Genomic DNA, 26,105 nt, shown 5'->3' with positions numbered 1-26,105 from the left:
GCTCACGGTAGGCCGGTTCGCGGACGAGGGGCGTCCTGGACGCGGACGACTTCCGCCGTGCTCAGTGCGACGTCAGGCGACGCCGTTCCACGGCGCTCGTGCCGGTGACGACGCTCATCGGCGGCACGTCCTTGGCCACGACGGCGCCCGCCCCGACGACCGAGCCGCGCCCGATGGTCACCCCGGGGCAGATGGTCGCGGCCGCGCCGATCCACACGTCGTCCTCGATGACGATGGGCGCCGCCGTGATGAAGTCGAACCGTTCGGCGGGCTCGACGGGGTGCCCGGCGGTGGTGAGGGTGACGCGCGGGCCGATGAGGACGCGGTCGCCGATCGTGATGCCGCCGAGGTCGAGGAAGTAGCAGCCCTGGTTGATGAAGACGCGCTCGCCGAAGGAGGCACCGAGCCCGTGGTCGCAGAAGAAGGGCGGCAGGACGGTCAGCGAGTCCGGGACCGGACCGCCGAAGATCTCGGTCAGCAGGACCCGGCGCCCGTCGAGGTCGTCGAAGGGCAGCGCGTTGAGCCGCGCCGTCAGCCCCATCACGACCTGCACGCGCGCGGCGAACTCCCGCGACTCGGGAGTCCGGGTGGGCAGGCGGCGTTCCCCGCGCACGGTCAGGCGGTCGTGCGCAGGTAGCGGCCGAAGTGCGGCACGGTGAAGGCGATCCGGCCCCGCTCGCCCGAGTAGATGAGCCCCTTCTTCAGCAGGGCGTCCCGCGCCGGAGAGAGTGACTGCGGCTTGCGACCGAGGACCGCGGCGACCTCCGATGTCGCGACGGACTCGATGTCGTCGAGGTCGCCACCCGCCTCGACCGAGGCCGTGGCGGCGTCCGCCATCGCCCGCAGGTACTCGCGCTCGGCCGGGGTGGCCCGCTCGTAGCGGGACCCGAAGAACCCGACGGCGAGCTCTGCCTCGGCCTCGGGTGCCGCGACGGCGACGTCGTCGAAGGTGATCGGCGAGCGGGGCGCGACGTCCCACGCGACCTTGCCGTACGCCTGGATGAAGTACGGGTAGCCGGCGGTCGCGGCATACATCGCCTCGAGGGCCTCCGGCGTGAACCCCGCCTCCTCGTCCTCGGCGGGCGCGACGAGCGCGAGGTCGGCCGCGCTGCGGTCGAGGCGATCGATGCGCTGGTATCGGAACAGGCGCTCGGAGTAGGACTTGCTCGCCGACAGCACCGCCGGCAGGTGCGGCAGCCCGGCGCCGACCACGATCACCGGCAGCCCGGACTGGCTGATCTCGTGGCAGGCGGCGCAGAGGGCCGAGACGTCCTCGGGGCCGAGGTCCTGCATCTCGTCGATGAAGACGGCGACACCGCGTCCGACGTCGGCGGCGAGCCCGCCCACGTCGGTGAGCAGCTCGACCAGGTCGATCTCGATGTCGCCGGAGTCGGCGCGGCCGGTGGCGGCAGGGGCGTCGATTCCGGGGTTCCACCGCTCGCGCAGCTTGGCGCCGGGGGCGGTGTCGCGCTGGGCGAACGCCTTGATGACGCCGAGCACCTGGTCGACCTCGTCGCCGGCGGGGTGCCCGAGCTCGCGGACCGCGACGTGCAGGGCAGCCGAGAGGGGACGGCGCAGCCGCTGGTCGGGACGGGCCTCGAGCTTGCCGGTGCCCCAGTGGGCGCGGACGGCGGCCGAGCGCAGCGCGTTGAGCAGCACGGTCTTGCCGACCCCACGCAGCCCGGTGAGGACGACCGAGCGTTCCGGGCGGCCGCGCGAGACCCGCTCGAGCACGACGTCGAAGGCGTGCAGCTGCTCGTCACGACCGGCGAGCTCGGGCGGGCGCTGCCCCGCGCCGGGGGCGTACGGGTTCCGGATCGGGTCCACGATCGCAGCGTATGGGGATCTCTAGCCTTCGCCCGAGATTTGGCGATACGAGGTGATCGTGTCGCGGCATCGTGTCACGGTCGAGCCCGGGGCGGCAGGCGGCCGATGCGCGCCGGAGCTGGGTCAGTGATGCGTCCAGCGCATCAGTGACCCAGCATTCCGCGACTCACCCACCACACGGGGGCGACCCAGGGCGGGCGGCCTCAGCGGCGGTTGCGGCGCCGGACCATGTGGCCGACCACGCCCGGCACCCAGCCAGTCTCGCCCCGCATCCAGCGCCCCGCCACGAGGTTGTGCGGCACGACGACGAACGTCCCCTTGAAGCCCTCGGTGAGGGCCAGGTCTGTGCCGAACACGTCGGTCACCACCTGCCAGTCGAGGTCGGTGTGCCGCTCGAGGTGCTCGCCGATGCCGAGGGCGTACCGCTCCACGACCGCGGCGTGGTCCGGGCGCGCGCCCTCGGGCGACTGCTCCCACGCCCGGTAGGCCGCGTCGAGGCCGGCGGAGAGGGAGTCGAGGTCGTCGACGTCGACGCCCTCCTCCGCCAGGGCGGCCAGCGCCGCGTCGATCCGCCCGCGCTCCTCGGCGCCGATGGGCGCGACCACGGGCCGCAGCGACTCGCCGTCGTCCAGCAGGGTCGCTCCTGCGGTGGACAGGTCCAGGCCGTCCGAGGCCCCACCGGCCTCCGCGGCGTCGTCGGGCTCGGCGCGCTCGTCCCGTCGACGCCCGAACCAGGCCATGGCGGTGCCGCCCCCTACTTGACCGTGGCCGCTGCGCCGTCGGCCACGAGCTGCTTGCCCGCGACCTCCCACGCCTTCATGCCGCCCTCGACGTTCGCGACGTCGAAGCCCTGCTGCGAGAGCCAGGCCACGGCCCGGGCGGAGCGACCGCCGCTGCGGCAGACGACGGCCAGCGTCTCCGCGTCGGTGTCCGGCAGGGCGTCCAGGCGCGACGGCAGGTCACCGAGCGGGATGTGGACCGCACCCGGCGCGTGGCCGGCGTCCCACTCGTCCTGCTCGCGGACGTCGAGGACGACCGCGTCGTCGGGGACCTCGTGCACGGAGACCTGGGGAATGTCCATGCGCCCATGAAACCATCCGGCTGCGGGGCCCCGCGCGTCGGTAGCGTGCCACGGGTGCACCCCCGACAGGCTGCCGTGGACCGGGTGGTCCGGAGCACGCAGCACGCCCTGCGCCACCACCCCGACCCGGGACCTGCGCTCGACCGGCTCGGGGAGCGCCTGCTGGACCTGGCCGAGCGGTGGGACCTCGACCTCGGGGAGGCCTACGACGAGGGCCTCGGCGGCCTCGTCCTGTCCGTCCGGTCCGGCTCCCGGCCGGCCGTCCTCAAGGTGGACGCGGCGACACCCGCCTTCCGTGCCCAGGTCGCCACCCTCGTCGCGGCGCAGGGTCGCGGGTATGCCGCGGTGCTGGCGAGCGACGTCCCACTGGGCGCCGTGCTCCTCGAGCGGCTCGGGCCGAGCCTGGCCTGCGCCGGGCTGCCGCCGGGTCGGCAGGTGGCCCACCTGCTGGGGCCGGTGCAGCGCACGTGGGAGCTCGCCGCCGAGGTCGTCCCGCAGGGTCCGCCGGCCCACCTTCCCGGCGGCGGCAAGGCGGAGCAGCTCGCCGGCATCCTGCGCACGCTGCCCGCCCGCGTCCTGTCACCCGGGCAGCGACGGCGCTGGGCACCGGCGCTGGAGGAGGCCGGCGGGCTCGCCGCCCGCCTGGCCGCGACCCGCGACCCGGCGCGTGAGGTCCTGTGCCACGGCGACCCCCACCCCGGGAACGCGCTGCTCGCGCCGGGCGCACCGGCAGGCTCGCCGGCATACAAGCTGGTCGACCCGGACGGGCTCGTGACCGAGCGGGAGTACGACCTCGGCGTCGTGCTCCGCGACTTCAGCCGCGAGCTGCTCGCGGCTCCGAGCCGCGAGGCCGCCCTCGACCTGCACGGGTCGTGGTGCCGCCAGGCCGCCTCGGCGACCGGAACGGAGGCCGAGCGCGTGCGGCAGTGGTCGTTCGTCGAGCGGGTGACCACGGGGCTGTACCTGCAGTGGTTCCACGACGACGACACCGCCGCGTCGTTCCTCGACTCGGCTCTCCTGCTGTCCGGCGGGGAGCCGGACCCGGGCTGAGCGCTACTTGAGCAGGCGCGACATGCGGCGGTCGGCCAGCGGCTTGCCGCCGGTCTGGCAGGTGGCGCAGTACTGCAGCGAGGAGTCCGCGAAGGAGACCTCGCGCACGGTGTCGCCGCACACGGGGCAGGTCTCGCCCGTGCGGCCGTGCACCCGCATCCCCGCCCGCTTGGCGTCCTTGAGCTCGACGGCCGGCTTGCCCGAGGCGGCGGCCACGGCGCCGGCGAGCGTCTCGCGCAGCGCGGCGTACAGCCGGTCGACGGCCGCCTCGTCGAGGCTGGACGCCATCGCGAACGGCGACATCTTGGCGACGTGCAGGATCTCGTCGGAGTAGGCGTTGCCGATGCCGGCGATGAAGCCCTGGTCGCGCAGCAGCCCCTTGACCTGGGCCCGCCGCCCGGCGAGCAGGGCGCCGAACGCCTCGCGGGTGAAGTCGTCGGCGAGCGGGTCGGGCCCGAGCGTCGCGATGCCGGGCACGTCGTGGGGGTCGCGCACGAGGTACGCCGCGAGCCGCTTCTTGGTGCCGGCCTCGGTGAGGTCGAAGCCCGAGCCGTCGGAGAAGCGGGTGCGCAGCGCGATCGGCGACTTGCCCGGCCGCAGGACGGTGTTCGGGATCGCGTCGGACCAGCGCAGCCAGCCGGCCCGGGCGAGGTGGAAGACGAGGTGGATGCCGTCGCAGTCGAGGTCGACGAACTTGCCGTGCCGCGACACCGAGTCGACCGGCACGCCCGCGAGCGCCTGCGGCGGTGGGTCGAACGTCTTGAGCACCGAGAACGACCCCAGCTCGACCCCGGTCACGGCCAGCCCGGCAGTCCGCTCGGCGAGGAAGTCGACGAGCGCCTGGACCTCGGGCAGCTCCGGCACGACGCCAGTCTGTCAGAGGCCGCCGTCACCGGCCGGGGTTCGCAGGGCGACCCGCAGCAGCTGCAGCAGTCCGTACCCGTCGCCGGCCCGGCAGACGGGCACGTCCTTCTCGTGCCGGTCGCGCGAGGGGGTGAGCTCCTCGAGCGACACCGGTATGCCGTGCGACAGCACCTGCTCCGACGGCGTCAGCTCGCGGATCGCGATGGCCTCCACCCGGTCGGGACGCTGGCGGGCGAAGTCGCCGTAGATCTTCGGGTCGTGCTGGCCGTCGTCGCCGACCAGGACCCAGCGGATGTGCGGGAACTCGTTCGCGAGGCGGTGCAGGCAGGCCCGCTTGTGGTCCTGTCCGCTGCGGAACCACCCCGTGTTGGTCGGGCCCCAGTCGGTGAGCAGGAGCGGGCCGGCCGGGTAGCCGTGGCGGCGCAGGAAGCGGGTCAGGGTGGGCGCCGTGTTCCAGGCGCCCGTCGAGACGTAGACCATCGGGGCGCCCGGCGAGGCGGCCAGCAGCTCCCGGTACATCGTCGCCATGCCCGGCACGACGTGGCGCGCGTTCTCGCTCTTCACGAAGGTGTTCCAGGCCGCGATCATCGGCCGCGGCAGCGAGGTCGAGATGACCGTGTCGTCGATGTCGCTGATCAGGCCGAGCCGTTGGTCGCGGCCGACCAGCATGACGGCCGCCTGCACGGTCTCGGCGTCGACCGAGGTGATGGTCGCCTCGGCCCACCCGGGCGGCAGCCCGTGGTCCTTGACCTTGACGTCGATGTAGCCGCTGCGATCCGTCCGCGTGTGGATCCGCTTGCTGCCGAGGACGATCGTGACGGGGACGTTCATGGCGGGGGCGGTGATGAAGGCGCGCCACCCCCGCCGCTCCTCCTCCGCCGAGCGCAGCTGCGCCGAAGAGGCGCCGACGTCCTCACGCTGGCCGGAGGCGTTGCGCCGCGTGAGCAGCACCCGCCCGAGCACCCGCGCCCACTCCTCGCTGCCGTAGCCGGTGTGCGCGACGATCCGCGTCTGCCAGCCCCGGCCGCGGAGCACGGCGTCGACCCGGCGGTGCCAGGCGTCCTCGACGATGGCGGCGGCGTGCGGTCGAGCCATGGCACGACCCTACGGGCTCGCGCCGGACCCCGCGCCCGCCCCTGAGGGACGCGTGGTCCGGCGCCCGGGCCCCGGCGCCGGGTCGGAAGGTCTCAGGGACGGTCGAGCACGCTGTTGAACTGGTCGACGAGGCGGTCCCCGGTCGCACCCAGCCCGTCGAACTCGAACACGCGGGTGCCGCGGCTCGCGAGCAGGAGGGGGCCACCGCCCCGGTCGAGGTCCTTGGCCAGCATGATGTCGTCGGCCGCGAGCTGGGCGGCGCGGGCGCCACCGGCGAACAGCTCGATGGCGGGCGCGTCGAGCTCGAGGTCGTTCGCCACGCGGGCGAGGACGCCGGGCTCATCGAGGGTGTGACCGCCGACGAAGAAGTCGCGCTGCACCGCCTCGATCACCGTGGACACCCCCGCCTCCTCCGAGGCGAGCAGGGCGATGACCCCCGCGGCCACGGCGGGCGCGGCATACCGGCCGGTCTGCACGATCTCGACGTCGACCCGGCGGCAGGCTGCTCCGCGCAGGACGGCACTCACCGACGGCAGGTACTCGTAGGCCGACGGGTCGTAGAGGTCGACGACGTAGACGAGCAGGGTCGACCCGTCCTCGACGAAGCCGGGGACGTCCGGGGTGTGGAACCGGTTCAGGTGGTCGCTCGGTGCCCCACCTCCGCGCAGGACGCCGGTGTCGGCGAGCCCACGGACGTGCGCGCGCCGCTGCCGGTGCACGCACCAGGCGTCGAGGCGCGACGGGGTCGGACGCTCGCCGTGCTCCGGCGAGCCGTAGCAGCAGCCACGGATCCCTCCACTCATGCGCAACCTCCTCGGGCAACAAAAAAGCAACCGGTCGGCCGTCGTGGCCGGACCCGGTTGCTTCAGGTGAGTCCCCAGACTAGCTCACATCGCCTCGGAACGGGAAGAAGTGACCTCTGACACCACCTGGGCGGCGAGCACCCGGAGCTTGAGGTTCTGCTCCTGGGACTGCTTGCGGAGCATCTCGAAGGCCACCACCTCGTCGATGCCGTGGCGCCCCATGAGGACTCCCTTGGCCTGCTCGATGACGGCCCGGCTGGCCATCGCCTGCTCCATCTGCGCGGCGACGGCGCGGGCACCCGCGAGCTCGACCGCGGCCGCGATGGCCTCGGCCGCCCGACCTGCGGCGATGCGCACCACGGCGATCTCGATGGCGTCGAAGGCGTTGCGCTCGTGGGCGTAGAGGTTGAGCGCCCCGAAGCGCCGTCCGGCCGACGTCAGCGGCACGGCGAGGAGGGTCTGCACCTCACCCGGGTCGCACCCCGCGATGAAGGCCGGCCAGCGCATCTCGCCGCCGGTGAGGTCGACGAGGTTCTCGCGGCCGTTGCGGAAGGCGTCGAGGCACGGTCCGTCGCCCACGGCGTACTGGACGGCGTCGATCTCGAGCGTGCCGGCGGTGGTGTATGCCGCGGTGCGCGGCCGGTCCTCCATGACCACGGTGACGCCCACGGCGTCGCAGCCGTCGATGGTGCGGTTGACCGACTGCACCAGGCGCTCGAGGTACGGCGTGAGGTCGTCGAGCCCGTCCAGCGAGCCGGCCAGGTCGTCCATCAGCCGCTGGGCCGCGTCCAGGCCCTGCGTCGTCTCCGTGTCCACAGGGAGAACGGTATACCGGCTCCACCAGCGGGAACGCCCCGTTCCGCGGGGCCGGACCCGACCCGAACCCGGCGGAACCGGACGAACCGGGGCCTGCGAGACATCGCGCACCCAACCCGGGCCGGGGCAGGATGGACCGGTGAGCGCACGCGTGGCCGCCGTCGTCGGCGGCGTCAGCTGGAACCACGTCATCGACGTGCCGCGACTGCCCAGCGGCCGCACCGAGACCCTGTTCGCCACGGCGTCGCGGACGGGCATCGGTGCCACCGGGTCGGGCAAGTCGCTCAACCTCGCGCGGCTCGGCTTCGACACCCGGCTGCACGCTCTGGTCGGGGAGGACGACGAGGGCGACCTGGCCGTCGACATCCTGGAGGCCGCGGGGGTCCGGGTGCACCGGGTCCCCGACCCGCAGGGGACCGAGCGCCACGTCAACCTCATGGACCCGCAGGGGCGCCGCACCAGCGTGTACGTCAACGACAGCAGCACGGACCCGCCGGTGACGACCGAGGACCTGGGCGACTTCCTCGACGGGGCCGACTACGCGTGGGTCAACCTGTCCAACTACGCCCGTCGGGCGCTGCCCGCCCTGGCCGCGCGCGGGATGCCGGCCTGGGTCGACGTGCACGACTGGGACGGCGTCTCGGCCCACCACCAGGAGTTCGTCGACGCCGCGGCATACCTCTTCATGTCCGACGCGGGGCACCCGGACGCGCTCGGGCTCGCGGCGATGCTCGCGCCCACCCGCGAGCTGGTCGTCGTCACGCACGGCAGCCGTGGCGCGACGGCGTTCGTGGGGGCGGGCGACCCCGTGCACGTCCCGGCCCGGCCGGTCGAGGCGGTCGACCCGAACGGCGCCGGGGACGCGTTCTGCGCGGGGGTCATGTACGGGCACAGCCGGGGCTGGGACTGGCGCCGCTCGCTCGAGGCCGGTGCGGTGGTCGCGGCGGGGTGCGTGGCCTCACCCCACCTCGCGGACCCCCACCTCACGCCGCAGCAGGTGGACCGGCTCGTGGACGCCGGATGAGCGCCCGACGAGCCCCGGAGTGCGCCCGACGAGCCCCGGGGAGTGGACGACGGCCCCCGGTGGGCAGGCGATGAGCTCCGAGGAGGTCTTCCGCAAGGGAAGTGCGACCGCCCCGGCCGGCTACTTCCGCTGGGAGGCGGCCGGGCTCGCGTGGCTGGGCGCAGCGCCGGGCGGCGCCCCCGTGGCCGAGGTGCTGGACGAGGCAGAGGACCACCTCGACCTGCGGCGACTGGTGTTCGCCAACCCCGACCCGGCCTCGGCCGAGGCCCTCGGTGCGGGCCTGGCCCGCACCCACGACGCCGGGGCACCGGCCTTCGGGGCAGCACCGGAGGGCTGGGAGGGCGACGGCTACCTCGGCCCGGTCTCCGAGCTGCTGCCGCTCCCGCTCCGGCCGGTCGACACCTGGGGGGAGTTCTACGCGGCGCAGCGGATCCTCCCGGTGGTGGCGATGGCGGTCGATAGGGGTCTCTACCGCAGATCCGATACAGCGGTGTTCGAGGCCGTCGCCCGCAGGGTCGCGGGCGGCGAGTTCGACGACGGCAGCACGCCCGCTCGGCTGCACGGCGACCTGTGGTCGGGCAACGTGCTGTGGACCCCGGCGGGCGCGGTGCTCATCGACCCCGCGGCGCACGGCGGCCACCGGGAGACCGACCTGGCGATGCTCGCGCTGTTCGGCTGCCCGCACTGGGACTTCGTCATCGGGGGCTACCTCGAGCAGCACCGGCTGGACTCGGAGTGGCCGCGCCGGGTGGGGCTGCACCAGCTGCACCCGCTGCTCGTGCACGCCGTCCTGTTCGGCGGGGACTACGCCAAACGCGCCCTGGAGGTGGCGCGACGCTACCGCTGAGCGCGCCGAGGCGCCCCCGCAGTGGCCGGCGACGGCGCAGGTGGCGGGTGGGTCAGGCGTCCTCGAGCAGGCCGCGGACGAAGGCCGCCTGCCCGACGTGCTGCTGGTCGTCGTTGACGACGCTGACAAGCCGCACGCCGAGGGTGACCGGCGGGTCCCAGCGCTCGTCGACGACGCGCGAGAGGTCGTCGGGCGTCAGGGTGGCGACGTACCCGACCGTCTGCTCGTGGACGGCGTCGAGGTACCCCGTCAGCTGCTCGGCGGTGAGCCCGGACACCTTCGCCACGTCGTCGGACGACTGTCCGTAGCCGGTCACCTCGGGCCCGAACGGGAGGCCGAACCGGCCGTGCCAGTCCTGGGCCGTCCAGACCTGCTCGAGGCCCGCGACGTCGGCCACGTGGTCGTCCTGCACCCGGGCGAGGTGCCAGACGAGCCACGCGATGGAGTTCGCGTGCGGGGTGGGGCGGGTCGCGAGCTGGTCGGGGTCCAGGCCCTCGACCGCGTCGTGCACCCCGTCGCGGATCCGTTCGAACGCGTCCACCAGCACCTCGCCGAGCTCCATGACCCGACCCTAGGCGCGTGGCGGCCCGCTCGCGCGCCCACTTGTCACGCGCGGCAGCGGCTGCGGCCGCTAGAGTTGAAGTGGACTCGAAGTACTGACACCCAGCCCGGGAGGTCGACCGGTGGACACCCACGACGTGCTCACGGTCTCGCAGGTCGCCGCACGCAGCGGCTTCGCGCCGTCGGCCCTGCGCTTCTACGAGAAGGAGGGCCTGATCCGGGCCGGGCGCACCCCCGGCGGCCAGCGCCGGTACGAACGCAGCGTCCTGCGCCGCCTCGCCTTCATCCGCGCCGCGGGGAACGTGGGCCTGTCGCTGGAGGAGATCCGCGAGCAGCTCGACGGCCTGCCCGCGGGACGCACCCCCACCAAGTCGGACTGGCACCGCATCTCCGCGCACTGGCGCGGCCGACTCGACGAACAGGTCGCGGCCCTCGAGGCGCTGCGGGACAAGCTCGACTCCTGCATCGGCTGCGGCTGCCTGTCGCTCAAGCAGTGCTCCATCTCCAACACCTTCGACGAGGCGGCCGGCTCCGAGGAGGCGCCGGGCGCGGCATACCTGCCCCGGCTCCTGCGCCGCCCGCCGAGGGTGGCGCCGTGACGCGCCTCGTCCTGCTGACCTACAACATCCACAGCGGCATCGGTCTCGACGGCGTGCTCGACCTGGCGCGCATCGCCGACGTCGTCGAGGCGAGCGGAGCCCAGGTCGTGGCGCTGCAGGAGGTGGACCGGCACCTGCGCGCCCAGAGCCGCTACGAGGACCAGGCCGGCCTGCTCGCCGACCGGCTCGGGATGCACGTGGCGTATGCCGTGTGCGTGGAGCGGGAGCCGGAGCGCCCGGGGGAGCCGCGGGGTCAGTACGGCACCGCCCTGCTGAGCACGCTGCCCCTGGAGGGGGCGTCGACCACCCTGCTGCCGTGCTTCGAGGGGAGCGAGCAGCGTGGGCTGCTCGACGCCACGGTCCACGCGGACGGCCGGGACCTGCGGGTGCTCGGCACGCACCTGCAGTGGGACCGCGAGGACGAGCGGGTGGAGCAGGCGCGGGTGGTGGTCGACACCCTCGACGACCGGCCGACGGTGCTGCTCGGCGACCTCAACACCGAGCCCGGGTCCCCGACCCACCGCGTGCTGGCGGAGCGGCTGGTCGACGCCTGGGCGGAGGTCGGCGAGGGTCCCGGGCACACCTGGGAGAACGACGAGCCGCCCCGGCGGATCGACTACGTGTGGTGCGGTGGGGGCGTGCGGCCGGTGGCGGCGCAGGTGCTCCCATCGGTGGCGTCCGACCACGCGGCGCTGCGGGTCGAGGTCGAGCTGCCCGGCTGAGGGTCGCCCCAAGCCGATCCCAAGTGGTGCGCAAGCGGGGGAGTCGACGCTGGTCCCGACCAGCCACCCTCCGCACAAGGACCACCCATGTCTCGTTTCCTCTACCGCCTCGGCCGTGGTGCCGCGGCCCACCCGTGGCGCACGATCTGCGCCTGGGTCCTGCTCGCCGGCGTCGTCGCCGGCCTCGCCGGTGCCGTCGGCGGCACGCCCCAGGACGACTACGACGTCCCCGGGGCCCGCGCCCAGGTCGGCATCGACCAGCTGCGGGCGCACCTGCCGGCCGCGGGCAACGCCGGGGCCCGCGTCGTCGTGCACGACCGTGACGGCCGGCCCGTCCCGTCCGACGCCCTGACGACGCTGACCGGACGACTGCAGGCGATGCCGCACGTCGTCGCCGTGGAGCCCGCGCTCCCCTCGGCCGACCGCGACACCGCCGTCGTGACCGTCCACTACGGCGTGCCCGTCACCCACCCCGACCTGATGGGGAACCTCGCCCCGCTCGACGCGGCCGCGGCCCCGCTGCGCACGGCCGGGCTCCAGGTGGAGCTCGGCGGCGACGTCCCCGAGAGCGCCGCCGCCCCCATGGCCGGCCGCGGGGAGCTCGTCGGCGTCGTGGCCGCGCTGCTCATCCTCGTCCTCGCCTTCGGGTCCGTGGTCAGCGCCGGACTCCCCATCGCCACAGCCCTCGTGGGGCTGGGCGTCGGGTCGGCCGGCGTGACGCTCCTCGCCGCCGCAATGGACGTCTCGACCGCCGCGCCGATGGTGGCGACGATGGTCGGCCTGGGCGTCGGCATCGACTACGCGCTGCTGCTGCTCACCCGCCACGCGGAGTACGTGGCCCAGGGCGTGCCGGTCGTCGAGGCCGCCGGACGTGCCGCCGCGACAGCCGGCCGCTCGGTGGTGTTCGCCGCGTCGACCGTGCTCGTGTCGCTGCTCGGCCTGCGCCTCGCGGGCCTGCCCGTCTACAGCTCGTTCGGCTTCGCGACGGCCATCGCGGTGGTGTCAGTCGCCGCGGCATCGCTGACCCTCGTGCCGGTCCTGTGCCGGTTCGCCGGCCGGCGGGTCCTGCCCCGGTCGGTCCGGCGCGGCGCGCGGCCCGGAACGGGGACCGCGCGTAAGGCCGGCGTGGAGGCCGGTGCTCCCCGCACCCCCCTGACGACCCGCTGGGCGGCACGCGTCGCCCGCAAGCCCGTCCTGTGGGCGTCGGCCGCCGCCGTGGCCATGCTCGCCCTGGCCGTCCCGGCACTGGACATGCGCACCTGGCCGCAGGACCCGAGCAGCCAGTCGACGTCGGTGACCACGCGGCGCGCGTACGACCTCGTCAGTGCCGAGTACGGGCCGGGGAGCAACGGGCCGCTCACGGTCGTCGCCGACCGCACCCGCCTGTCCGACGACGCGGTGGCACGCCTCGCGGCCACCCTGGCGGCACGTCCCGACGTCGTGGCGGTCACCCCCGCCACCACCTCGCCCGACGGCGCCATCAGCGTGCTCGACGCCGTTCCCGCCTTCGGGCCCACCGACGCCCGCACCGGCCGGCTCGTCAGGGACGTGCGCGCCTCACTGCCCGCAGGGGCCGAGCTCACCGGCGGCACCGCCTTCTTCTCCGACATCTCCGACATGCTCGCGGGCCGGCTCTGGCTCGTCATCGCGTTCGTCGTCGGGGTCTCGGTCCTGTTGCTGGCGATGGTGTTCCGGTCGGTCGTGATCCCGCTCAAGGCCGCGCTCATGAACCTGCTGAGCATCGCCGCCGCCTACGGCGTCATGACGGCGGTGTTCCAGTGGGGCTGGGCCACCGACCTGCTCGGGCTCGACCACGCCCAGCCGGTGTCGAGCTGGGTGCCGATCCTCATGTTCGCCATCCTCTTCGGCCTGTCGATGGACTACGAGGTGTTCCTGCTCTCCCGGATCCGCGAGGACTGGCTGGCCACCCGTGACAGCAGGGCCAGCGTGGTGCGCGGCCTGTCCGCCACCGGCCGGGTCATCACGAGCGCTGCCGCGATCATGGTCGCCGTCTTCCTGGGCTTCGCAAGCGAGGTCGACGTCGTCGTCAAGCAGCTCGGGATCGGCATGGCCGTGGCGATCCTGCTCGACGCCACCGTCGTCCGGATGGTGCTCGTCCCGGCCACCATGTCGCTGCTCGGCGACTGGAACTGGTGGCTCCCGCGGTGGCTCGACCGCCTGCTGCCGACCGTCCACGCCGAGGCGGTCGGGCAGATCCCGGCCACCGACGGGGCCCCGGCGACCGGCACCACCGACGGCGCCCCGGCAACCGGCACCGCCGACCCGGCGACCCCTGGCGCGCGACCGGCCCTGCGGCCGACGCCGCCGGCGCCCTCCCATCCCGTGGCCGACGACGAGCCCGAGCTCGTCGGCGCGCCGTGACCGATCCCGCACGACCCGAACGGAGAACCACCATGACCACCACGACCCACGCCACCTGGCCCGAGCAGCTCCGGTTCCCGGGGCAGACCGCAGCCCACCCGGGCCCGGTCGACATGACGATGATGTACGTGATGCACCACGGCTTCCGCCGCGACCTGGCGGCGTTCGCCGCCGCCGCCAAGGCCACCCCGGTCACCGACCGCGCCTGCTGGCAGGCCCTCGCCGAGCGCTGGGACCTGTTCGCCGAGGTGCTGCACCACCACCACTCCGGCGAGGACGCCGGCCTGTGGCCGACGCTGCTCGAGCGCACCGACGACGACGGACGCCGGGTGCTGGAGGCAATGGAGGCCGAGCACCACGAGATCGACCCGATCCTGCAGGCCTGCGCCGCCGGCTTCCGGCAGCTGTCGACCCACGCGGACGAGGACGCCCGGGCCGCCCTCGCAGTGCGCCTGTGCGCCGGCAAGGAGAGCCTGGCGCGGCACCTGCAGCACGAGGAGACCGAGGCGATCGCGATCATCCAGCAGGTCCTCACCAACGAGGAGTGGGAGGCCCTCGAGGAGGAGCACTTCCGCCAGGGCGTCCCGTTCAGCGCCGTGCTGAGGCTGGTGCCGTGGGCGGCGCACGACGTGCCGGGCCCGCTGCGTCGGGAGGTCTTCTCCCGGTCCGGCGGCATCCACCGGTTCCTGTGGCGGGTGACGCGGCGACGCTTCGAGCGGCGCGAGCGGCTGGCCTTCCGGTACGCCGCCTGAGGCCCCGCGTCAGAACGCGAAGCGCTCCCGCTGGCCGCGGAACCACTCCGCAGCCAGCGGGAGCTGCCACGCCTCCAGCAGCTCCTGGGCCGCGTCGGCGTGCCGGGTGGCCAGGTCGCGCTCTCCCACCGCCGCGGCGGCCTGGGCGAGGAACAGGTCGACCGGGCCGATCGCGTTGCCGGAGCCCGCGCACGCCGACCGGCCGGCATACGGCGCCAGGCGCTCGTAGGCCTCCGAGGCCATCGCGTGGTCGTCGAGCCACAGGGCGACCTCCGCGGCCGCGCACCAGTTGAGCATCGCGAACCAGTCGTCGCCGGTCAGGTCGACCGGGTGCTGGCGCCAGCACGACACGGCGCGCTCCCGCTCGCCGCCGCGCAGCCAGAACAGCAGCACGGTCGAGGTGGCCGGCAGCGGGCTCAGCTCGGCGAACTGCTCGAGCGTCGGCGCGACCTCGGCGGACCGCCCCTGCCACAGTCGCAACGTGATGAACGCCCCGGTCGTCGCGTCCTCCGTCTGCGACAGCGTCATCTGCTGGTCGAGCCGGACGATGTCCGCCATCAGCTCCTCGCACTCCTCGAACCGGCCGGCCATCGCCAGCCACGGCAGGGTGAGGGAGTCCAGGACGATGATGCCGTACGGCAGCCGCAGCCGCTGCGCGCCGTCGCGGGCGACCGCGGCGTGCTCCCACATCTCCTCGGGGAGACCGAGCTCCGCCGCGACGACCGCCCGCAGCGTGGTGGTGACGACGTACGCGCGCTCGTTGCCGAGCCGGTGCGCGAGCTCCATGCCCTCGGTCATCAGCTCGCGCCGCTCGGGCGCGGTCGAGGGCCGCCACAGGGCCGTGAACGCGAGCTGGCAGGCGTCGAGCAGGAGCGCCTCGTCCCCGAGCCGACGGGCCATCGCCAGGCCCTCGTCGCACAGCGCGCGGCGCTCCTCGAAGGTCGAGCCGTAGTAGATCTCCAGCGCCAGGCTGAGCATCACCCGGCAGCGCACGGGGTCGTCGGTGTCGGGCAGCTTCTGGAGAACCTCGCGCAGCGCGCGCACCACGCCCTCGTTGACGCTGCCGTGGGGGCCGGACTGCCACAGCGCCCCCACCGCGGTCGTCGTCGCGGCCCGGGCGAGCAGCTGCACGTCGTCGAGCTCCTCCGCCACCGCGATGAGCTCCTCGGTCGTGGCGATGAGGCCGGACCAGTCGCCGCTCCAGCGCTGGGCCTCGGCGAGGTCGGTGAGGACGTCGTAGCGCTCGCGCGGCGTGGAGTCCGGGTCCAGGGGCAGCGTGTCCAGGGCCGAGCGGAGCAGCCCTGCGGCCTCCTCGTACGCGTGCAGCCGGCGGGCGAGCGCGGCCGCACCGACCGCGGCGAGCCACGCGCGGGCGGCGTGGGCCGGGCCGGCGGCGAGCCAGTGCCGCGCCAGCTCGGTCTCGCGGCCCGGCACACCCTGCATCGCCTGCGCGAGCCGCGCGTGGGCCCGCGCCCGCCGGGTGGCCGGGATCGCCGCGTAGATCGTGTCGCGCACGAGCGCGTGGCCGAACAGGAACCGGCCGATGCCGTCCTCGCGGACCAGTCCCGCGTCGAGGGCCGGGTCGAGGCGGTCGAGCAGGGTGTCCTCGTCGAGCCCGGACGCGGCCTCGAGCCGGCCGAGGTCGAACGAGCGGCCGACGACCGCCGCCCACCGCAGCAGCGACAGCGTCTCCTCGGGCATGCGCTGCAGCCGCCGGGCCAGCACGTCGTGCACGGCGGCCGGGGCGTGCGGCTCGGCGAGCAGGGCGGACAGGTCGCCGCCCTCGCGGGCCAGCCGGGCGTACTCGACGAGGAAGAACGGGTTGCCGTCCGTGCGGCCGCGCAGCGCCGCGGCCTCGGCGGTGGACGGCGACCGGTGGCTCACCGCCTCGACCACGCAGGAGGCCTCGTCGGCCGACAGGCCGTGCAGGTCCAGGCGCACCGCGTGCCGCCGGGCGAAGGTCTCGACCGCGTCGAGCAGGGCGTCGGCCGGCTCCGGGTGGTTGCGCCACGTGCCGAGCACCATGAGCCGGGCGTCGTGCATCGTCTCGCCGAGCAGGCGCAGCACCCGCAGGGCGGCCACGTCGGCCCAGTGCAGGTCGTCGAGGATCACCAGCAGGGTGCGGCTCGCGGCCGCGTCGAGGACGTCCGCCGCGATCGCCTCCCAGGTCCGGAACCGCGCGCCACCGTCCTCGTCGCCGTCCTCGTCGGGGAGGTCGCGGCCCAGCCCGCGCAGCACCTGCTGCCACGACCACAGGGGCGGGGCGCCGTCGTCCTGCGAGCACCGGCCGAGCAGCACGGTGACCCCGCGCGAGACGGCCACCGCCGCGAGCTCGGCCGCGAGCCGGCTCTTGCCGATACCGGGCTCGCCCACCAGGGCCGCCAGCGTCGGCGTGCCGGACTCGGCACGCTCGAGCGCACCGACGAGCTCGGCGAGCTGCTCGGAGCGACCGACCAGCGGCCAGTCCGGCAGGCTCGGGACCGTGCCCCGGATCCGCGGAGCCGCCGTCGTCGCGTCCTGCCGCGGTGAGGCGGCCGCCTCGCGGCGGGCGGCAGCCGCCCCCTCGCGCTCGACCCGGGTGGTGGGCTCGATGGCCGGCGCCTCCGGCACGGGTGCCCAGTCGAGCACGGGGTCCTGGCGCAGCACGGCCCCCTGCAGGTCGCGCAGCTCCTGCCCGGGCTCCAGACCGAGCTCGTCGCCGAGCACCTCGCGGACCTCGCGCAGCGCGTCCAGCGCCTCGGCCTGGCGGCCGGAGCGGGTCAGGGCGAGGGCGCGCAGGCCCCAGAGCCGCTCGCGCAGCGGGTGCGCGGTGGTGAGCGCCTCGAGCTCCCCGGCGACGGTGGCGTGCTGCCCGAGCTCGAGGGCGGCGACGGCGCGGTCCTCGAGGGCGACCATCCGCAGCTCCTCGAGGCGGGCGCGCTCCGCGACCGCGGCGGGGGCGTCCTCCAGCTCGAGGTAGGGCGTGCCGCGCCACAGCGCGAGCGCCTCGTCGAGGTCGGCGACCACCGAGAGCAGCTCTTCCCGCGTCAGCCCGCTGGGCTGGTGCAGCCCCGTGTGCCGGCCGAGGCGGCGGTGGGTGCGGCTGACCACCCGGTCGAACCGCGTCGCGTCGAGGTCGTCCTCGGCGACCCGCAGCGCGTACCCCGGCGCCACGGTGACCAGCACCGTGGACGGGGCACGCGCCGGCCGGTCGGGTTCGAGGGCCCTGCGCAGGCCGGCGACGTACGCCTGGAGCGTGCCGGTGACCCCGCGCGGAGGGTCCTGCGGCCAGAGCAGGTCGACGATGGCGTCCACGGACACCGGGCGGCCGGCGTTCATGGCCAGGGCAGCGACGAGGGCACGCTGCTTGCGCGTGCCCAGGTCCACCGGCTCGTCCCCGACCTGCGCCTGTGCGGCGCCGAGGACACCCACTCTCACGCGGCGGATCGTACGCGGGGCCCAGCAGCGTCGAACAGGCCTTTTCGACGGAGCCGGAACCGTCCGGTGGCGGTATGCCGGAAGCGTCCCGATCGCGCGGGTGCGCCGGCACACGACGCCTGACGGCGGACACGGGTGTGCCGCGGGCCCCCCGGTCCGCGGCACACCCTCCGGTGCCCCCCGGCACCTGTCCTGCTCGGACGCGTCAGTCGGTGACGCGCCCGTCCTCGACCAGCCGCGGGATGCGGTGGTTGCCGAGGAACACGCCCCGCGGGTCGACCGCGGTGCGGATCGCCTTGAGCTGCAGCCAGGCCCGCTCGTCGTAGCCCGAGCGGGCGTCGACGGCGCCCTCGGCGAAGTTGAGGTACCTCCGACCGCTGGCCCACGGCTGGACGGCCCGCACGAGCCGGGCCGCGTCGACCTCACCCTGCGCCGCCATCTCGGGCGTGGCGGCGATGGCCGCCCCGAAGGCGATGAACTGCCCGTCGAGACGCTTGAGGGCACCGCCCTGCTCGTCCTCGCGGCCCAGCGCGCCACCGAGCTGGCGGAGCTCGGCCGTGAGGAGGGAGGTCGTCGAGCCCGGGCCCACCTCGGCGAGGAACGCGTCGACCGCGGCGTCCGGCAGCGCACGGAGCATGGTCGCGTCGGTGACGCTGGGGGTCGGGCCCTCGGGGTCCATGTGCAGCCGCACCAGGGAGCGCGCCGGCACGCGTCCGAACGTGTCGATCTCGGGCCGCAGGTCGCGCAGGCCGGCGATGAGCTCGGCGCCCCGCTCGTCACTGCCGAGGACGGCGCCGTTGACCATGACGATGGAGCGGCCGCGGAGCATCTCCGGGATCTCCGGGATGGGCGGCAGGTTGAGGACCCGGAAGGAGGTGGTCACCTCGTCCGGCGCCTCGGGCGCCCACTGCGCCCAGCGGCGCAGCACCGGCTCGGCCTGCTCGCGGTCCCAGATGAGCATGCCGGCGTAGGCCGACTCGATCGGGAAGAGCCGGAACTCCAGGGCCGTCACGACGCCGAAGCTGCCGCCGCCGCCGCGCAGGGCCCAGAACAGCTCGGGGTTGCGGTTGGCGTCCGCCCGGACGAGCTCGCCGTCGGCCGTGACGAGCTCGACGGCGGTGAGGCTGTTGGTGGCGAGGCCGAGCTGGCGGGCGTACCAGCCGATGCCGCCTCCGAGGGAGTAGCCGGCGACGCCCACGTCGGGGCTGCTGCCGTGCAAGGCGGCCAGGCCGGCGTCGGCGGCCGGCTCGGTGACGTGCTCCCACAGCGCCCCGCTCTCGACGCGGGCGATCCTGCGGGCGCTGTCGATGCTCACGCGGGTCATGGCGGACGTGCGCAGCAGGACGACGTCGCCGAGGCCGTGCGCGGCGAGCGGCCCGGCGTTGTGGCCGGTGCCCTGTGGCGCGACCCGCAGTCCGGCTGCGGCGGCGGCGCGGACGACCCGCTGCACGCCGGCGACGTCGGTCGGGGTGGCGACGGCAGCGGGGCGCTGGTCGACGGCGACGTTCCACGGCATCCGCGCGGCGTCGTAGCCGGGGTCGCCGGGCAGCTGCACCTCCGCGTCGCGCAGGTCCCGGAGGGACTCGGCGCGCAGGTCCGAGGTGGTGAGCTCGATGGTCATGGGTGACTCCTTGTTCCGCTTCTGGTCTGTGCGGAACACAGTGCGCCCATGCGCTTGGGCCGGACTTGGGACCGACTTGGGGTGCCGGCCCGGACACGCCTCGAGCCCCCGGCGACGCAGTCGGGGGCTCGAGGGCTGCGGGGCTCAGACCTTCATCGGCAGGGCGGTGACGCGCGGCGGCACGGGCGCCGCGACGCGCGAGCGCAGGTCGGCCACGGCTTGCTCGAGCAGGCCGATGAGGTGGTCGGCGGGGGAGTCGATGCACGCCACCGCGATGCCCTCCACGGCATACGCGACGATGTGCGGCGCCGTCTGGCGGCGGAAGATGCGCTCACGGACCCGGGCGTCGCGGGCGTACCGGACCGCCCAGGCGTGGGCCTCCGGCACGGCCGCGAAGGCGGCCTCGCACCGGGCGTGGACGTCCTCGTGCTCCTCGGGCAGCGTGTCGAGCATCCGCTCGGCCGTCAGCAGCCCGACGGCCAGCACGTTCTGGCGGGTCGCCGAGACCAGCGGCAGGGCGGTCGCCGCGGCGTGCACGGCGAGCGAGACGTCGATGGCGAGGTCGTCGCCGACGAGCCCCACGACGTCCGGGACGAGGGTGGCGATGCGCCGGCGCTCGTCGTCGGACAGGGCGTCGTTGACGAGGCGCGCCATCGAGGCGAGGAGCGGATGGGTGCAGCGCGGGTGGTCGCTCCACTTCTCACCGGCGAGGAACGAGGCCATCTCCATGAAGCACGCGCCCTTGCGCGGGTTGCGGTGCTTGCCGGCGGACAGCACGGGGACGAGGTCGGGTGTGTTCGTGACAGGCGACATGCTGGCTCCCAGGAACCGGGTCGGCGGGCCCTCCCCGTGGTCCCTCGTCCACTATGCGCCGCGTCCGGGTCCAGCGCTAGCCCGTTCCCGGAGCAACTGCGCGCCGAGCCTGCGCCGTCCGTCCGGAGGCAAACACGCCCAGCCGCAGGCGTGGGGTCAGCCCGGTGGTGGAGACGGTCGGCCCGCCGCGGGCCGATGTCAGCGCACCGCCGGCGCCCCACCATGGGAGGCGCGGGAAACGACCAGGGGACGGGTCGGGCACCCGGCGTCGCAGGGAAGCTCGTCAGAAGGGAACCGGGGGCATGACCGTCATCGACCGCCTCTACACCAACGCCTGGTACGTCGCCCACGCCGCGCCCGAGAAGCGGGAGCAGCTCGCCGCCGACGTGACCCGGACCTGGATGGCCGCCGAGGCCGCCGTCGAGGACGCCAACCGTGCCCGCACGGTGTCCGGCCTGTCCCCCGCGCGCTCCGCCCTGGCCCTGTCGATCGGCAACTCCGCGCAGGCGGAGTACCAGCGGGCCCGCTCCCGGGCCCTCGAGGCCGCCCGCTGCACCGACATCATCGCCGGGCACGCCTTCACGATCACGCGCACCGGCGAGCGCGGCGGCCCGGTGCTCATCGAGATCGCCTCGTGCACGATGCCGCGCACCGTCAGCCTCAGCCAGACGCAGCGGGGCGGGGAGTGGACGGCCACGATGGTCGACCCGCAGTCACGGCACGCGGAGCGGTTCACCACCCTGCTGGGCACGGACCCGTGGGACGCGATGCACCGCGCGTGCGACTGGATCACCAGCGGCCAGCTCTGAGCCGGTCCCCCCTCCCGGCCGGCTCGGGACCCCGCCAGACGCACCAGAGCGGGACGTCCCAGCCCTAGCCTGTGGGGCATGACCCTGACGGACACGGACCTGGACCACCTGCGCCGCTGCGTCGAGCTCGCCGCGGAGGCGCTCGACGCCGGGGACGAGCCGTTCGGCTCGGTGCTGGTCGCCGGCGGCGAACGGGTGGCCGAGGACCGCAACCGCGAGACCACGCTCGCCGACCCCACGCGGCACCCGGAGCTCGAGCTGGCGCGCCGGGGGGCGGAGCTGCTGACGCCGGAGGAGCGCGCCGGCGCCACGGTCTACACCTCCGGTGAGCACTGCCCCATGTGCGCCGCCGCGACGGGGTGGGTGGGCATCGGCCGCGTCGTGTATGCCGTGTCGACCGAGCAGTACGCCGGCTGGCTGCGCGGGTGGGACGCGGGCCCGGCGCCCGTGGCCGCCCTGCCCGTGCAGGCGGTCGCGCCGGGCGTGGCGGTCGAGGGTCCCGCCGAGGAGCTCACCGACGAGGTGCGCGAGCTGCACCGCCGGCTGCAGGCGCAGCGGCGCGGCATACCACTGGAGTCGCTGGCCTGACGAAAGCGGCTGCGGCGCAACGGTTCTCGCGGCGCACCGCTACGCCACTCGACACTCAGCCGCGACGGCGTCGGGTGGCTACGCCTCCGGGACGTTCGCCCGCAGCTCCTCCAGCCACGCGCGGCCGGTGACGTCCGACGGCATCCGCCAGTCCCCGCGCGGGGACAGCGACCCGCCGGCGACGACCTTGGGGCCGTTGGGCAGCGCCGAGCGCTTGAACTGGTTGGCGAAGAACCGGGTGAGGAACGCCTCCTCCCAGCGCCGGATCGTGGCCAGGTCGTAGGCGACCCGGCGGTCCTCGGGGAAGCCGGCAGGCCACTCGCCGGCTTCGGCGTCGGCCCACGCGTGCAGGGCGAGGAACGCGATCTTGCTCGGCCGGTACCCCCAGCGGAGCACGTGGTAGAGCGTGAAGTCGTTGAGGGCGTAGGGGCCGACGGCGTCCTCGGTGGACTGCATGGCCTCGCCCTCGGCGACGGGGACGAGCTCGGGGCTGATCTCCTGGTCGACGATCGTGGTCAGGGTGTCGTTGACCTCGCCCTCGAACTGGCCGCTGGCGACCACCCAGCGGATGAGGTGCTGGATGAGCGTCTTCGGGATGCCGGCGTTGACGCCGTAGTGCGACATCTGGTCGCCGACGCCGTAGGTGCACCAGCCGAGGGCGAGCTCGGAGAGGTCGCCCGTGCCGAGGACGATGCCGCCGCGCTGGTTCGCCGCGCGGAAGAGGTAGTCGGTGCGCAGGCCGGCCTGGACGTTCTCGAACGTGACGTCGTAGACCTCCTCGCCGTCGCCGGCGGGGTGGCCGAGACCCTTGAGCATCTGGGTCGCGGCCGGGCGGATGTCGAGCTCCTCCCACGTGATGCCGAGGCTCTCCATGAGGTGGATCGCGTTCTCCTTGGTGCCCTTGCTCGTCGCGAAGCCGGGCAGGGTGAAGCCCAGGATGTCGGTGCGCGGCCGGCCGAGGCGGTCCATGGCCTTGGCGGCGACGATGAGCGCGTGCGTCGAGTCGAGGCCGCCGCTGACGCCGATGACGATCTTGGGCTGCCACGTGTCGTTGCCGATCGAGCGCAGGCGCTGCTCGAGGCCGGAGACCTGGATGTTGTACGCCTCGTAGCAGTCCTGCGCGAGCCGCGCCTCGTCGTCGGGGACGAACGGGAAGCGGTCGACCTTGCGCCGCAGGCCGATGTCGCCGCGCGGCGGGTCGAGCGTGAACTCGACCGCCCGGAACAGCTCGCCGTCCTCCTCGCCGATCCACTCGGCGCGCCGGTTGTCCTCGAACGTGCCCTGGCGCAGCCGCTCCTGCCGGATGCCGTCGAGGTCGACGTCGACGACGGTCGCCTGCGCGGACTCGGGGAACCGCTCGGTCTGCCCGAGCAGCCGTCCCATCTCGTAGGCCATCGTCATGCCGTCCCACGACAGGTCGGTCGTGGACTCGCCCCGGCTGGCCGCGGCATACAGGTAGGCGGCGCTGCACCGCGCACTGGCGGACCGCGCGTAGAGGTGGCGGTCCTCGGCGCGGCCCACGGTGATGGGCGACGCGGAGAGGTTGACCAGCACGGTGGCGCCGGCGAGGGCCGCCTTGGCGCTCGGCGGCACCGGCACCCACATGTCCTCGCACACCTCGGCGTGCACCGCGAGGTCGGGCAGGTCGGCGGCGCGGAACACGAGGTCGACGCCGAACGGGATGTCGCCGTCCTCGTCCGCGCCCGGCCAGTGCGGGCGGGTGAGGACCGTGCCGCGGATGCCGGCGCCGGAGGCGAACTGGCGCGCCTCGTAGAACTCGCGGTAGGTGGGCAGGTGTGCCTTGGGCGCGACGCCGAGGACGTATCCGCCCTGGATCACGACGGCGCAGTTGTAGATCCGGCTGCCGCTGCGCAGCGGGGCGCCGACGACGACGAGCGGCCGCAAACCCTTGGTGGCGTTGGCGATGGTGACGACCGCGCGGTCGACCGCGTCGAGCAGGACGTCCTGCATGAACAGGTCGTCGATGGAGTAGCCCGACAGGCTCAGCTCGGGGAACAGTGTCACCGCGACACCGTCGTCGTGGTGACGGCGCACCTGCTCGACGATCGCCTCGGCGTTGCGGGCGGGGTCGGCGGCGGAGACGGGGAGCGTGCACGCCGCGACCCGGGCGAAGCCGTGGCGGTAGGCCGAGCGGAAGTCCTGGCTGGCGGCTCCGGAGTCCATGGCCCGAGTCTGTCAGAGCAGCGGGCGCCGGGCCGCTGCACCCGAACCGCCACCCCGGCGGCACTCCCGGGCGCAGGCGTGTCCACCCGTTCGGATGACGAGACGGGACGAGACGGCCGGGGAACATCTCTCGGCAGCGGTGACTTGGGACTGGTGAGGCCAGTCGCCCGGTGACCCACCGCGAGCGGCGCCCACAGTCCCCCCACGAAGGAGTTGATGACGTGCAGCAGCGTGTGCTCGGCGACCTGAAGGTCAGCGCGATCGGGCTCGGCGGGATGCCGATGTCCATCGAGGGCCGGCCCGACCGCGAGCGGTCCGTCGCCACCATCCACGCCGCCCTCGACGCCGGTGTCACCCTCATCGACACGGCGGACGCCTACCACCGCGACGCCGGCGAGGTGGGCCACAACGAGTCGCTGATCGCCGAGGCCCTGAAGTCCTGGGGCGGCGACACCTCGTCCGTGGTGGTGGCCACCAAGGGTGGCCACCTGCGACCCGGTGACGGGTCGTGGACCGTGAACGGCGACCCGGCATACCTCAAGCAGGCCGCGCGCGACTCGGCGAAGCGGCTGGGCGTCGAGGCCATCGGCCTCTACCAGTTCCACCGCCCGGACCCGAAGGTGCCGTATGCCGAGTCCGTCGGCGCGCTGGCGGAGCTGCTCGACGACGGCGTGATCGCCCGCGCCGGCATCTCCAACGCCACGGTGGCGCAGATCGACGAGGCGAACGAGGTCCTCGGTGGTCGGCTCGTGTCCGTGCAGAACCAGTTCTCCCCGAAGTTCCTCTCCAGCCGCGGTGAGCTCGACCACTGCGCCGAGCTGGGGATCGCGTTCCTGCCCTGGAGCCCCCTCGGCGGCATCTCCGACGCGTCCGAGCTCGGGTCGCGGCACGCCGCGTTCGCGGACGTCGCGAAGGCGCACGACGTCAGCCCGCAGCAGGTGGCGCTGGCGTGGGAGCTGTCGCTGTCCGAGGTCGTCCTCCCGATCCCCGGCGCGTCCCGCCCGACGTCCATCCAGGACTCGGTGAAGGCGGCCGACCTCGTGCTCGGCGCCGACGAGCTCGAGCGCCTCAACGCCGCGGGCTGACCCTCCCCGCTCGGAAGAGACCCCACAGGCCGTCCGGCCGGGCCCCCGTCACGACGTGGCGGGGTGTCCCAGCCGGGCGGCCTGTCGCGTCCGGCCGTCGCCCAGCCGGCCTCGCTCAGCCGGCCTCGCTCAGCCGGCCTCGCTCAGCCGGCCGGCGGTGGGGCGGTGCTGGCGCGGACCACGAGCTCTGTGGGCACGAGGGTCGTCCCGGTCGACGGACCGGTGCCTCGCACCTGGCCCAGCACCCGCTCGACGCACAGGGACCCGATCTGCTCGAAGTCCTGTCGGACGGTCGTGAGCGGCGGGATGAACGACGCCGCCTCGGGGATGTCGTCGAAGCCCACGACGCTGACGTCCCGCGGGACCACGCGTCCCCGCTCGTGCATCGCCCGCAGCACGCCGAGCGCCATCTGGTCGTTGGCCGCGAACACCGCGGTGCAGGTCGGGTCGTCGGCCAGCCGCAGCCCCAGCTCGTGGCCCGACTCGGGCGTCCAGTCGCCGTGCAGCACCTCGGGCACCGGCCGCCCGGCCCCCTCCAGGCCCTGCCGCCACGCATCCCGGCGGCGCTGGGCGGCATACGAGCTCTCCGGCCCGGCCACGTGGTGGACGGTCCCGTGGCCCAGCCCGAGCAGGTGCGCGACCGCCTGCGCCGCGCCGGCCCGCTGGTCGGTGTCGACGACGGGGTGCCGGTCGCCCGCATCGTCGGAGTCGGCCACGACGACCTTGACCCCGGCCGGGAAGAAGGCCGGGGCGTCGCCCACGAGGTGCGTCTCCATGATCGCCACGACCGCGTCGACCGCGAGCTCGCCGGCGCGGGTGAACGCGCCCCGAACCGCGTCCTGGGTCGGCGCGCCGACGGGGATCAGCGTGACGGCGTAGTCCTGCGCCGCCGCGGAGGCGACGATCCCCTCGAGGGTGCGGACGTTGCCGGTCGTGGCGAGGGTGAAGGTGATGACACCGATGGCGCGGAACTCGCCACGCTTGAGGGCCCGGGCCGCACTGTTGGGGCGGTAGCCCAGCTCCTGCATGGCGCGCAGCACGCTCTGCCGCGTCGCCTCCACGACGTTCGGCTCGCCGTTGCTCACCCGCGAGACGGTCTGCGCGGACACGCCGGCCAGCCGCGCCACGTCCGCCATCGACGCCGCCCGCCTCGCCGCCACCGCGA

At 74.5% G+C, this 26,105-nt stretch carries 24 protein-coding genes; 10 read left to right on the top strand and 14 right to left on the bottom strand.

Annotated elements, in window-relative coordinates; all coding sequences use genetic code 11:
* Positions 1 to 61: 61 nt before the first annotated feature.
* From RKE38_RS08740 to RKE38_RS08725, 4 genes are all read right to left on the bottom strand, one after another.
* Positions 62 to 613 (bottom strand): sugar O-acetyltransferase, encoded by a 552-nt coding sequence (locus tag RKE38_RS08740; RefSeq protein ID WP_316007045.1) that lies wholly within the window; start codon positions 611 to 613, stop codon positions 62 to 64.
* 2 nt (positions 614 to 615) lie between these two features.
* Positions 616 to 1,827 (bottom strand): ATP-binding protein, encoded by a 1,212-nt coding sequence (locus RKE38_RS08735; RefSeq protein WP_316007044.1) that lies wholly within the window; start codon positions 1,825 to 1,827, stop codon positions 616 to 618.
* 203 nt (positions 1,828 to 2,030) lie between these two features.
* A complete protein-coding gene (locus RKE38_RS08730; protein ID WP_316007043.1) occupies positions 2,031 to 2,567 on the bottom strand; it encodes a DUF3806 domain-containing protein in 537 nt (178 codons plus the stop codon).
* A 14-nt stretch (positions 2,568 to 2,581) separates the two neighbouring features.
* Positions 2,582 to 2,908: a rhodanese-like domain-containing protein gene (locus RKE38_RS08725; protein ID WP_316007042.1), complete on the bottom strand. Its 327-nt coding sequence runs from the start codon at positions 2,906 to 2,908 to the stop codon at positions 2,582 to 2,584.
* A gap of 54 nt (positions 2,909 to 2,962) precedes the next feature.
* Between RKE38_RS08725 and RKE38_RS08720 the strand changes: the two genes are divergently transcribed.
* Positions 2,963 to 3,958, top strand: a complete 996-nt coding sequence (locus RKE38_RS08720) for an aminoglycoside phosphotransferase family protein (RefSeq protein ID WP_316007041.1) — start codon at positions 2,963 to 2,965, stop codon at positions 3,956 to 3,958.
* Between the two features lie 3 nt (positions 3,959 to 3,961).
* Here the strand turns inward: RKE38_RS08720 and RKE38_RS08715 are convergent, their stop codons facing one another.
* The 4 genes from RKE38_RS08715 to RKE38_RS08700 form a co-directional block, all read right to left on the bottom strand.
* Positions 3,962 to 4,822, bottom strand: a complete 861-nt coding sequence (locus RKE38_RS08715) for an Fpg/Nei family DNA glycosylase (protein WP_316007040.1) — start codon at positions 4,820 to 4,822, stop codon at positions 3,962 to 3,964.
* A 12-nt stretch (positions 4,823 to 4,834) separates the two neighbouring features.
* Positions 4,835 to 5,917 carry an App1 family protein gene (locus RKE38_RS08710; RefSeq protein ID WP_316007039.1) on the bottom strand — a complete coding sequence of 361 codons (1,083 nt, stop codon included), beginning with the start codon at positions 5,915 to 5,917 and terminating at the stop codon, positions 4,835 to 4,837.
* Positions 5,918 to 6,009: 92 nt separating this feature from the next.
* Positions 6,010 to 6,720 carry a hypothetical protein gene (locus RKE38_RS08705; RefSeq protein WP_316007038.1) on the bottom strand — a complete coding sequence of 237 codons (711 nt, stop codon included), beginning with the start codon at positions 6,718 to 6,720 and terminating at the stop codon, positions 6,010 to 6,012.
* 84 nt (positions 6,721 to 6,804) lie between these two features.
* Positions 6,805 to 7,536, bottom strand: a complete 732-nt coding sequence (locus tag RKE38_RS08700; protein ID WP_310152293.1) for a GAF and ANTAR domain-containing protein — start codon at positions 7,534 to 7,536, stop codon at positions 6,805 to 6,807.
* A 139-nt stretch (positions 7,537 to 7,675) separates the two neighbouring features.
* On the opposite strand from RKE38_RS08700, the gene RKE38_RS08695 reads away from it, so the two are divergent.
* Positions 7,676 to 8,560: a carbohydrate kinase family protein gene (locus RKE38_RS08695; protein ID WP_316007037.1), complete on the top strand. Its 885-nt coding sequence runs from the start codon at positions 7,676 to 7,678 to the stop codon at positions 8,558 to 8,560.
* Between the two features lie 19 nt (positions 8,561 to 8,579).
* Positions 8,580 to 9,407 (top strand): fructosamine kinase family protein, encoded by an 828-nt coding sequence (locus RKE38_RS08690; RefSeq protein ID WP_316007036.1) that lies wholly within the window; start codon positions 8,580 to 8,582, stop codon positions 9,405 to 9,407.
* A gap of 52 nt (positions 9,408 to 9,459) precedes the next feature.
* On the opposite strand, the gene RKE38_RS08685 is transcribed toward RKE38_RS08690, so the two are convergent.
* The gene (locus tag RKE38_RS08685) at positions 9,460 to 9,969 is read right to left on the bottom strand and encodes a mycothiol transferase (protein WP_316007035.1); all 510 of its coding nucleotides are present in this window, start codon (positions 9,967 to 9,969) and stop codon (positions 9,460 to 9,462) included.
* A 121-nt stretch (positions 9,970 to 10,090) separates the two neighbouring features.
* Here RKE38_RS08685 and soxR point away from each other — a divergent pair, with 121 nt between their 5' ends.
* From soxR to RKE38_RS08665, 4 genes are all read left to right on the top strand, one after another.
* Positions 10,091 to 10,567, top strand: a complete 477-nt coding sequence (gene soxR / locus RKE38_RS08680) for a redox-sensitive transcriptional activator SoxR (RefSeq protein ID WP_316007034.1) — start codon at positions 10,091 to 10,093, stop codon at positions 10,565 to 10,567.
* Positions 10,564 to 11,289, top strand: coding sequence for an endonuclease/exonuclease/phosphatase family protein (locus RKE38_RS08675; protein WP_316007033.1), 726 nt, complete (start codon positions 10,564 to 10,566; stop codon positions 11,287 to 11,289). Before soxR ends, RKE38_RS08675 begins: the two co-directional genes overlap by 4 nt.
* A gap of 87 nt (positions 11,290 to 11,376) precedes the next feature.
* Positions 11,377 to 13,671: an MMPL family transporter gene (locus tag RKE38_RS08670; RefSeq protein WP_316007032.1), complete on the top strand. Its 2,295-nt coding sequence runs from the start codon at positions 11,377 to 11,379 to the stop codon at positions 13,669 to 13,671.
* A gap of 32 nt (positions 13,672 to 13,703) precedes the next feature.
* Entirely contained in the window at positions 13,704 to 14,423 is a 720-nt protein-coding gene (locus RKE38_RS08665; protein WP_316007031.1) for a hemerythrin domain-containing protein, read from the top strand.
* Between the two features lie 9 nt (positions 14,424 to 14,432).
* Here the strand turns inward: RKE38_RS08665 and RKE38_RS08660 are convergent, their stop codons facing one another.
* From RKE38_RS08660 to RKE38_RS08650, 3 genes are all read right to left on the bottom strand, one after another.
* On the bottom strand, positions 14,433 to 17,840 hold the full coding sequence (locus tag RKE38_RS08660; protein WP_316007030.1) for a BTAD domain-containing putative transcriptional regulator: 3,408 nt from the start codon (positions 17,838 to 17,840) through the stop codon (positions 14,433 to 14,435).
* Positions 17,841 to 18,045: 205 nt separating this feature from the next.
* Positions 18,046 to 19,461 carry an FAD-binding oxidoreductase gene (locus RKE38_RS08655; protein ID WP_316007029.1) on the bottom strand — a complete coding sequence of 472 codons (1,416 nt, stop codon included), beginning with the start codon at positions 19,459 to 19,461 and terminating at the stop codon, positions 18,046 to 18,048.
* A 144-nt stretch (positions 19,462 to 19,605) separates the two neighbouring features.
* Positions 19,606 to 20,274 (bottom strand): hypothetical protein, encoded by a 669-nt coding sequence (locus tag RKE38_RS08650; protein WP_316007028.1) that lies wholly within the window; start codon positions 20,272 to 20,274, stop codon positions 19,606 to 19,608.
* A 302-nt stretch (positions 20,275 to 20,576) separates the two neighbouring features.
* On the opposite strand from RKE38_RS08650, the gene RKE38_RS08645 reads away from it, so the two are divergent.
* Positions 20,577 to 21,083, top strand: coding sequence for a hypothetical protein (locus RKE38_RS08645; RefSeq protein ID WP_316007027.1), 507 nt, complete (start codon positions 20,577 to 20,579; stop codon positions 21,081 to 21,083).
* Between the two features lie 78 nt (positions 21,084 to 21,161).
* On the top strand, positions 21,162 to 21,671 hold the full coding sequence (locus tag RKE38_RS08640) for a nucleoside deaminase (RefSeq protein WP_316007026.1): 510 nt from the start codon (positions 21,162 to 21,164) through the stop codon (positions 21,669 to 21,671).
* A 78-nt stretch (positions 21,672 to 21,749) separates the two neighbouring features.
* Here RKE38_RS08640 and RKE38_RS08635 read toward each other — a convergent pair whose 3' ends face one another.
* A complete protein-coding gene (locus RKE38_RS08635) occupies positions 21,750 to 23,855 on the bottom strand; it encodes an NAD(+) synthase (RefSeq protein WP_316007025.1) in 2,106 nt (701 codons plus the stop codon).
* A 221-nt stretch (positions 23,856 to 24,076) separates the two neighbouring features.
* Here RKE38_RS08635 and RKE38_RS08630 point away from each other — a divergent pair, with 221 nt between their 5' ends.
* The gene (locus RKE38_RS08630; RefSeq protein WP_316007024.1) at positions 24,077 to 24,940 is read left to right on the top strand and encodes an aldo/keto reductase; all 864 of its coding nucleotides are present in this window, start codon (positions 24,077 to 24,079) and stop codon (positions 24,938 to 24,940) included.
* Positions 24,941 to 25,083: 143 nt separating this feature from the next.
* On the opposite strand, the gene RKE38_RS08625 is transcribed toward RKE38_RS08630, so the two are convergent.
* Positions 25,084 to 26,076, bottom strand: coding sequence for a LacI family DNA-binding transcriptional regulator (locus RKE38_RS08625; RefSeq protein ID WP_316007023.1), 993 nt, complete (start codon positions 26,074 to 26,076; stop codon positions 25,084 to 25,086).
* Positions 26,077 to 26,105: the final 29 nt, after the last annotated feature.

This window comes from Phycicoccus sp. M110.8 (assembly GCF_032464895.1).
Taxonomy (GTDB): Bacteria; Actinomycetota; Actinomycetes; order Actinomycetales; family Dermatophilaceae; genus Pedococcus.
This window is presented reverse-complemented; position numbering and strand designations above follow the sequence as displayed.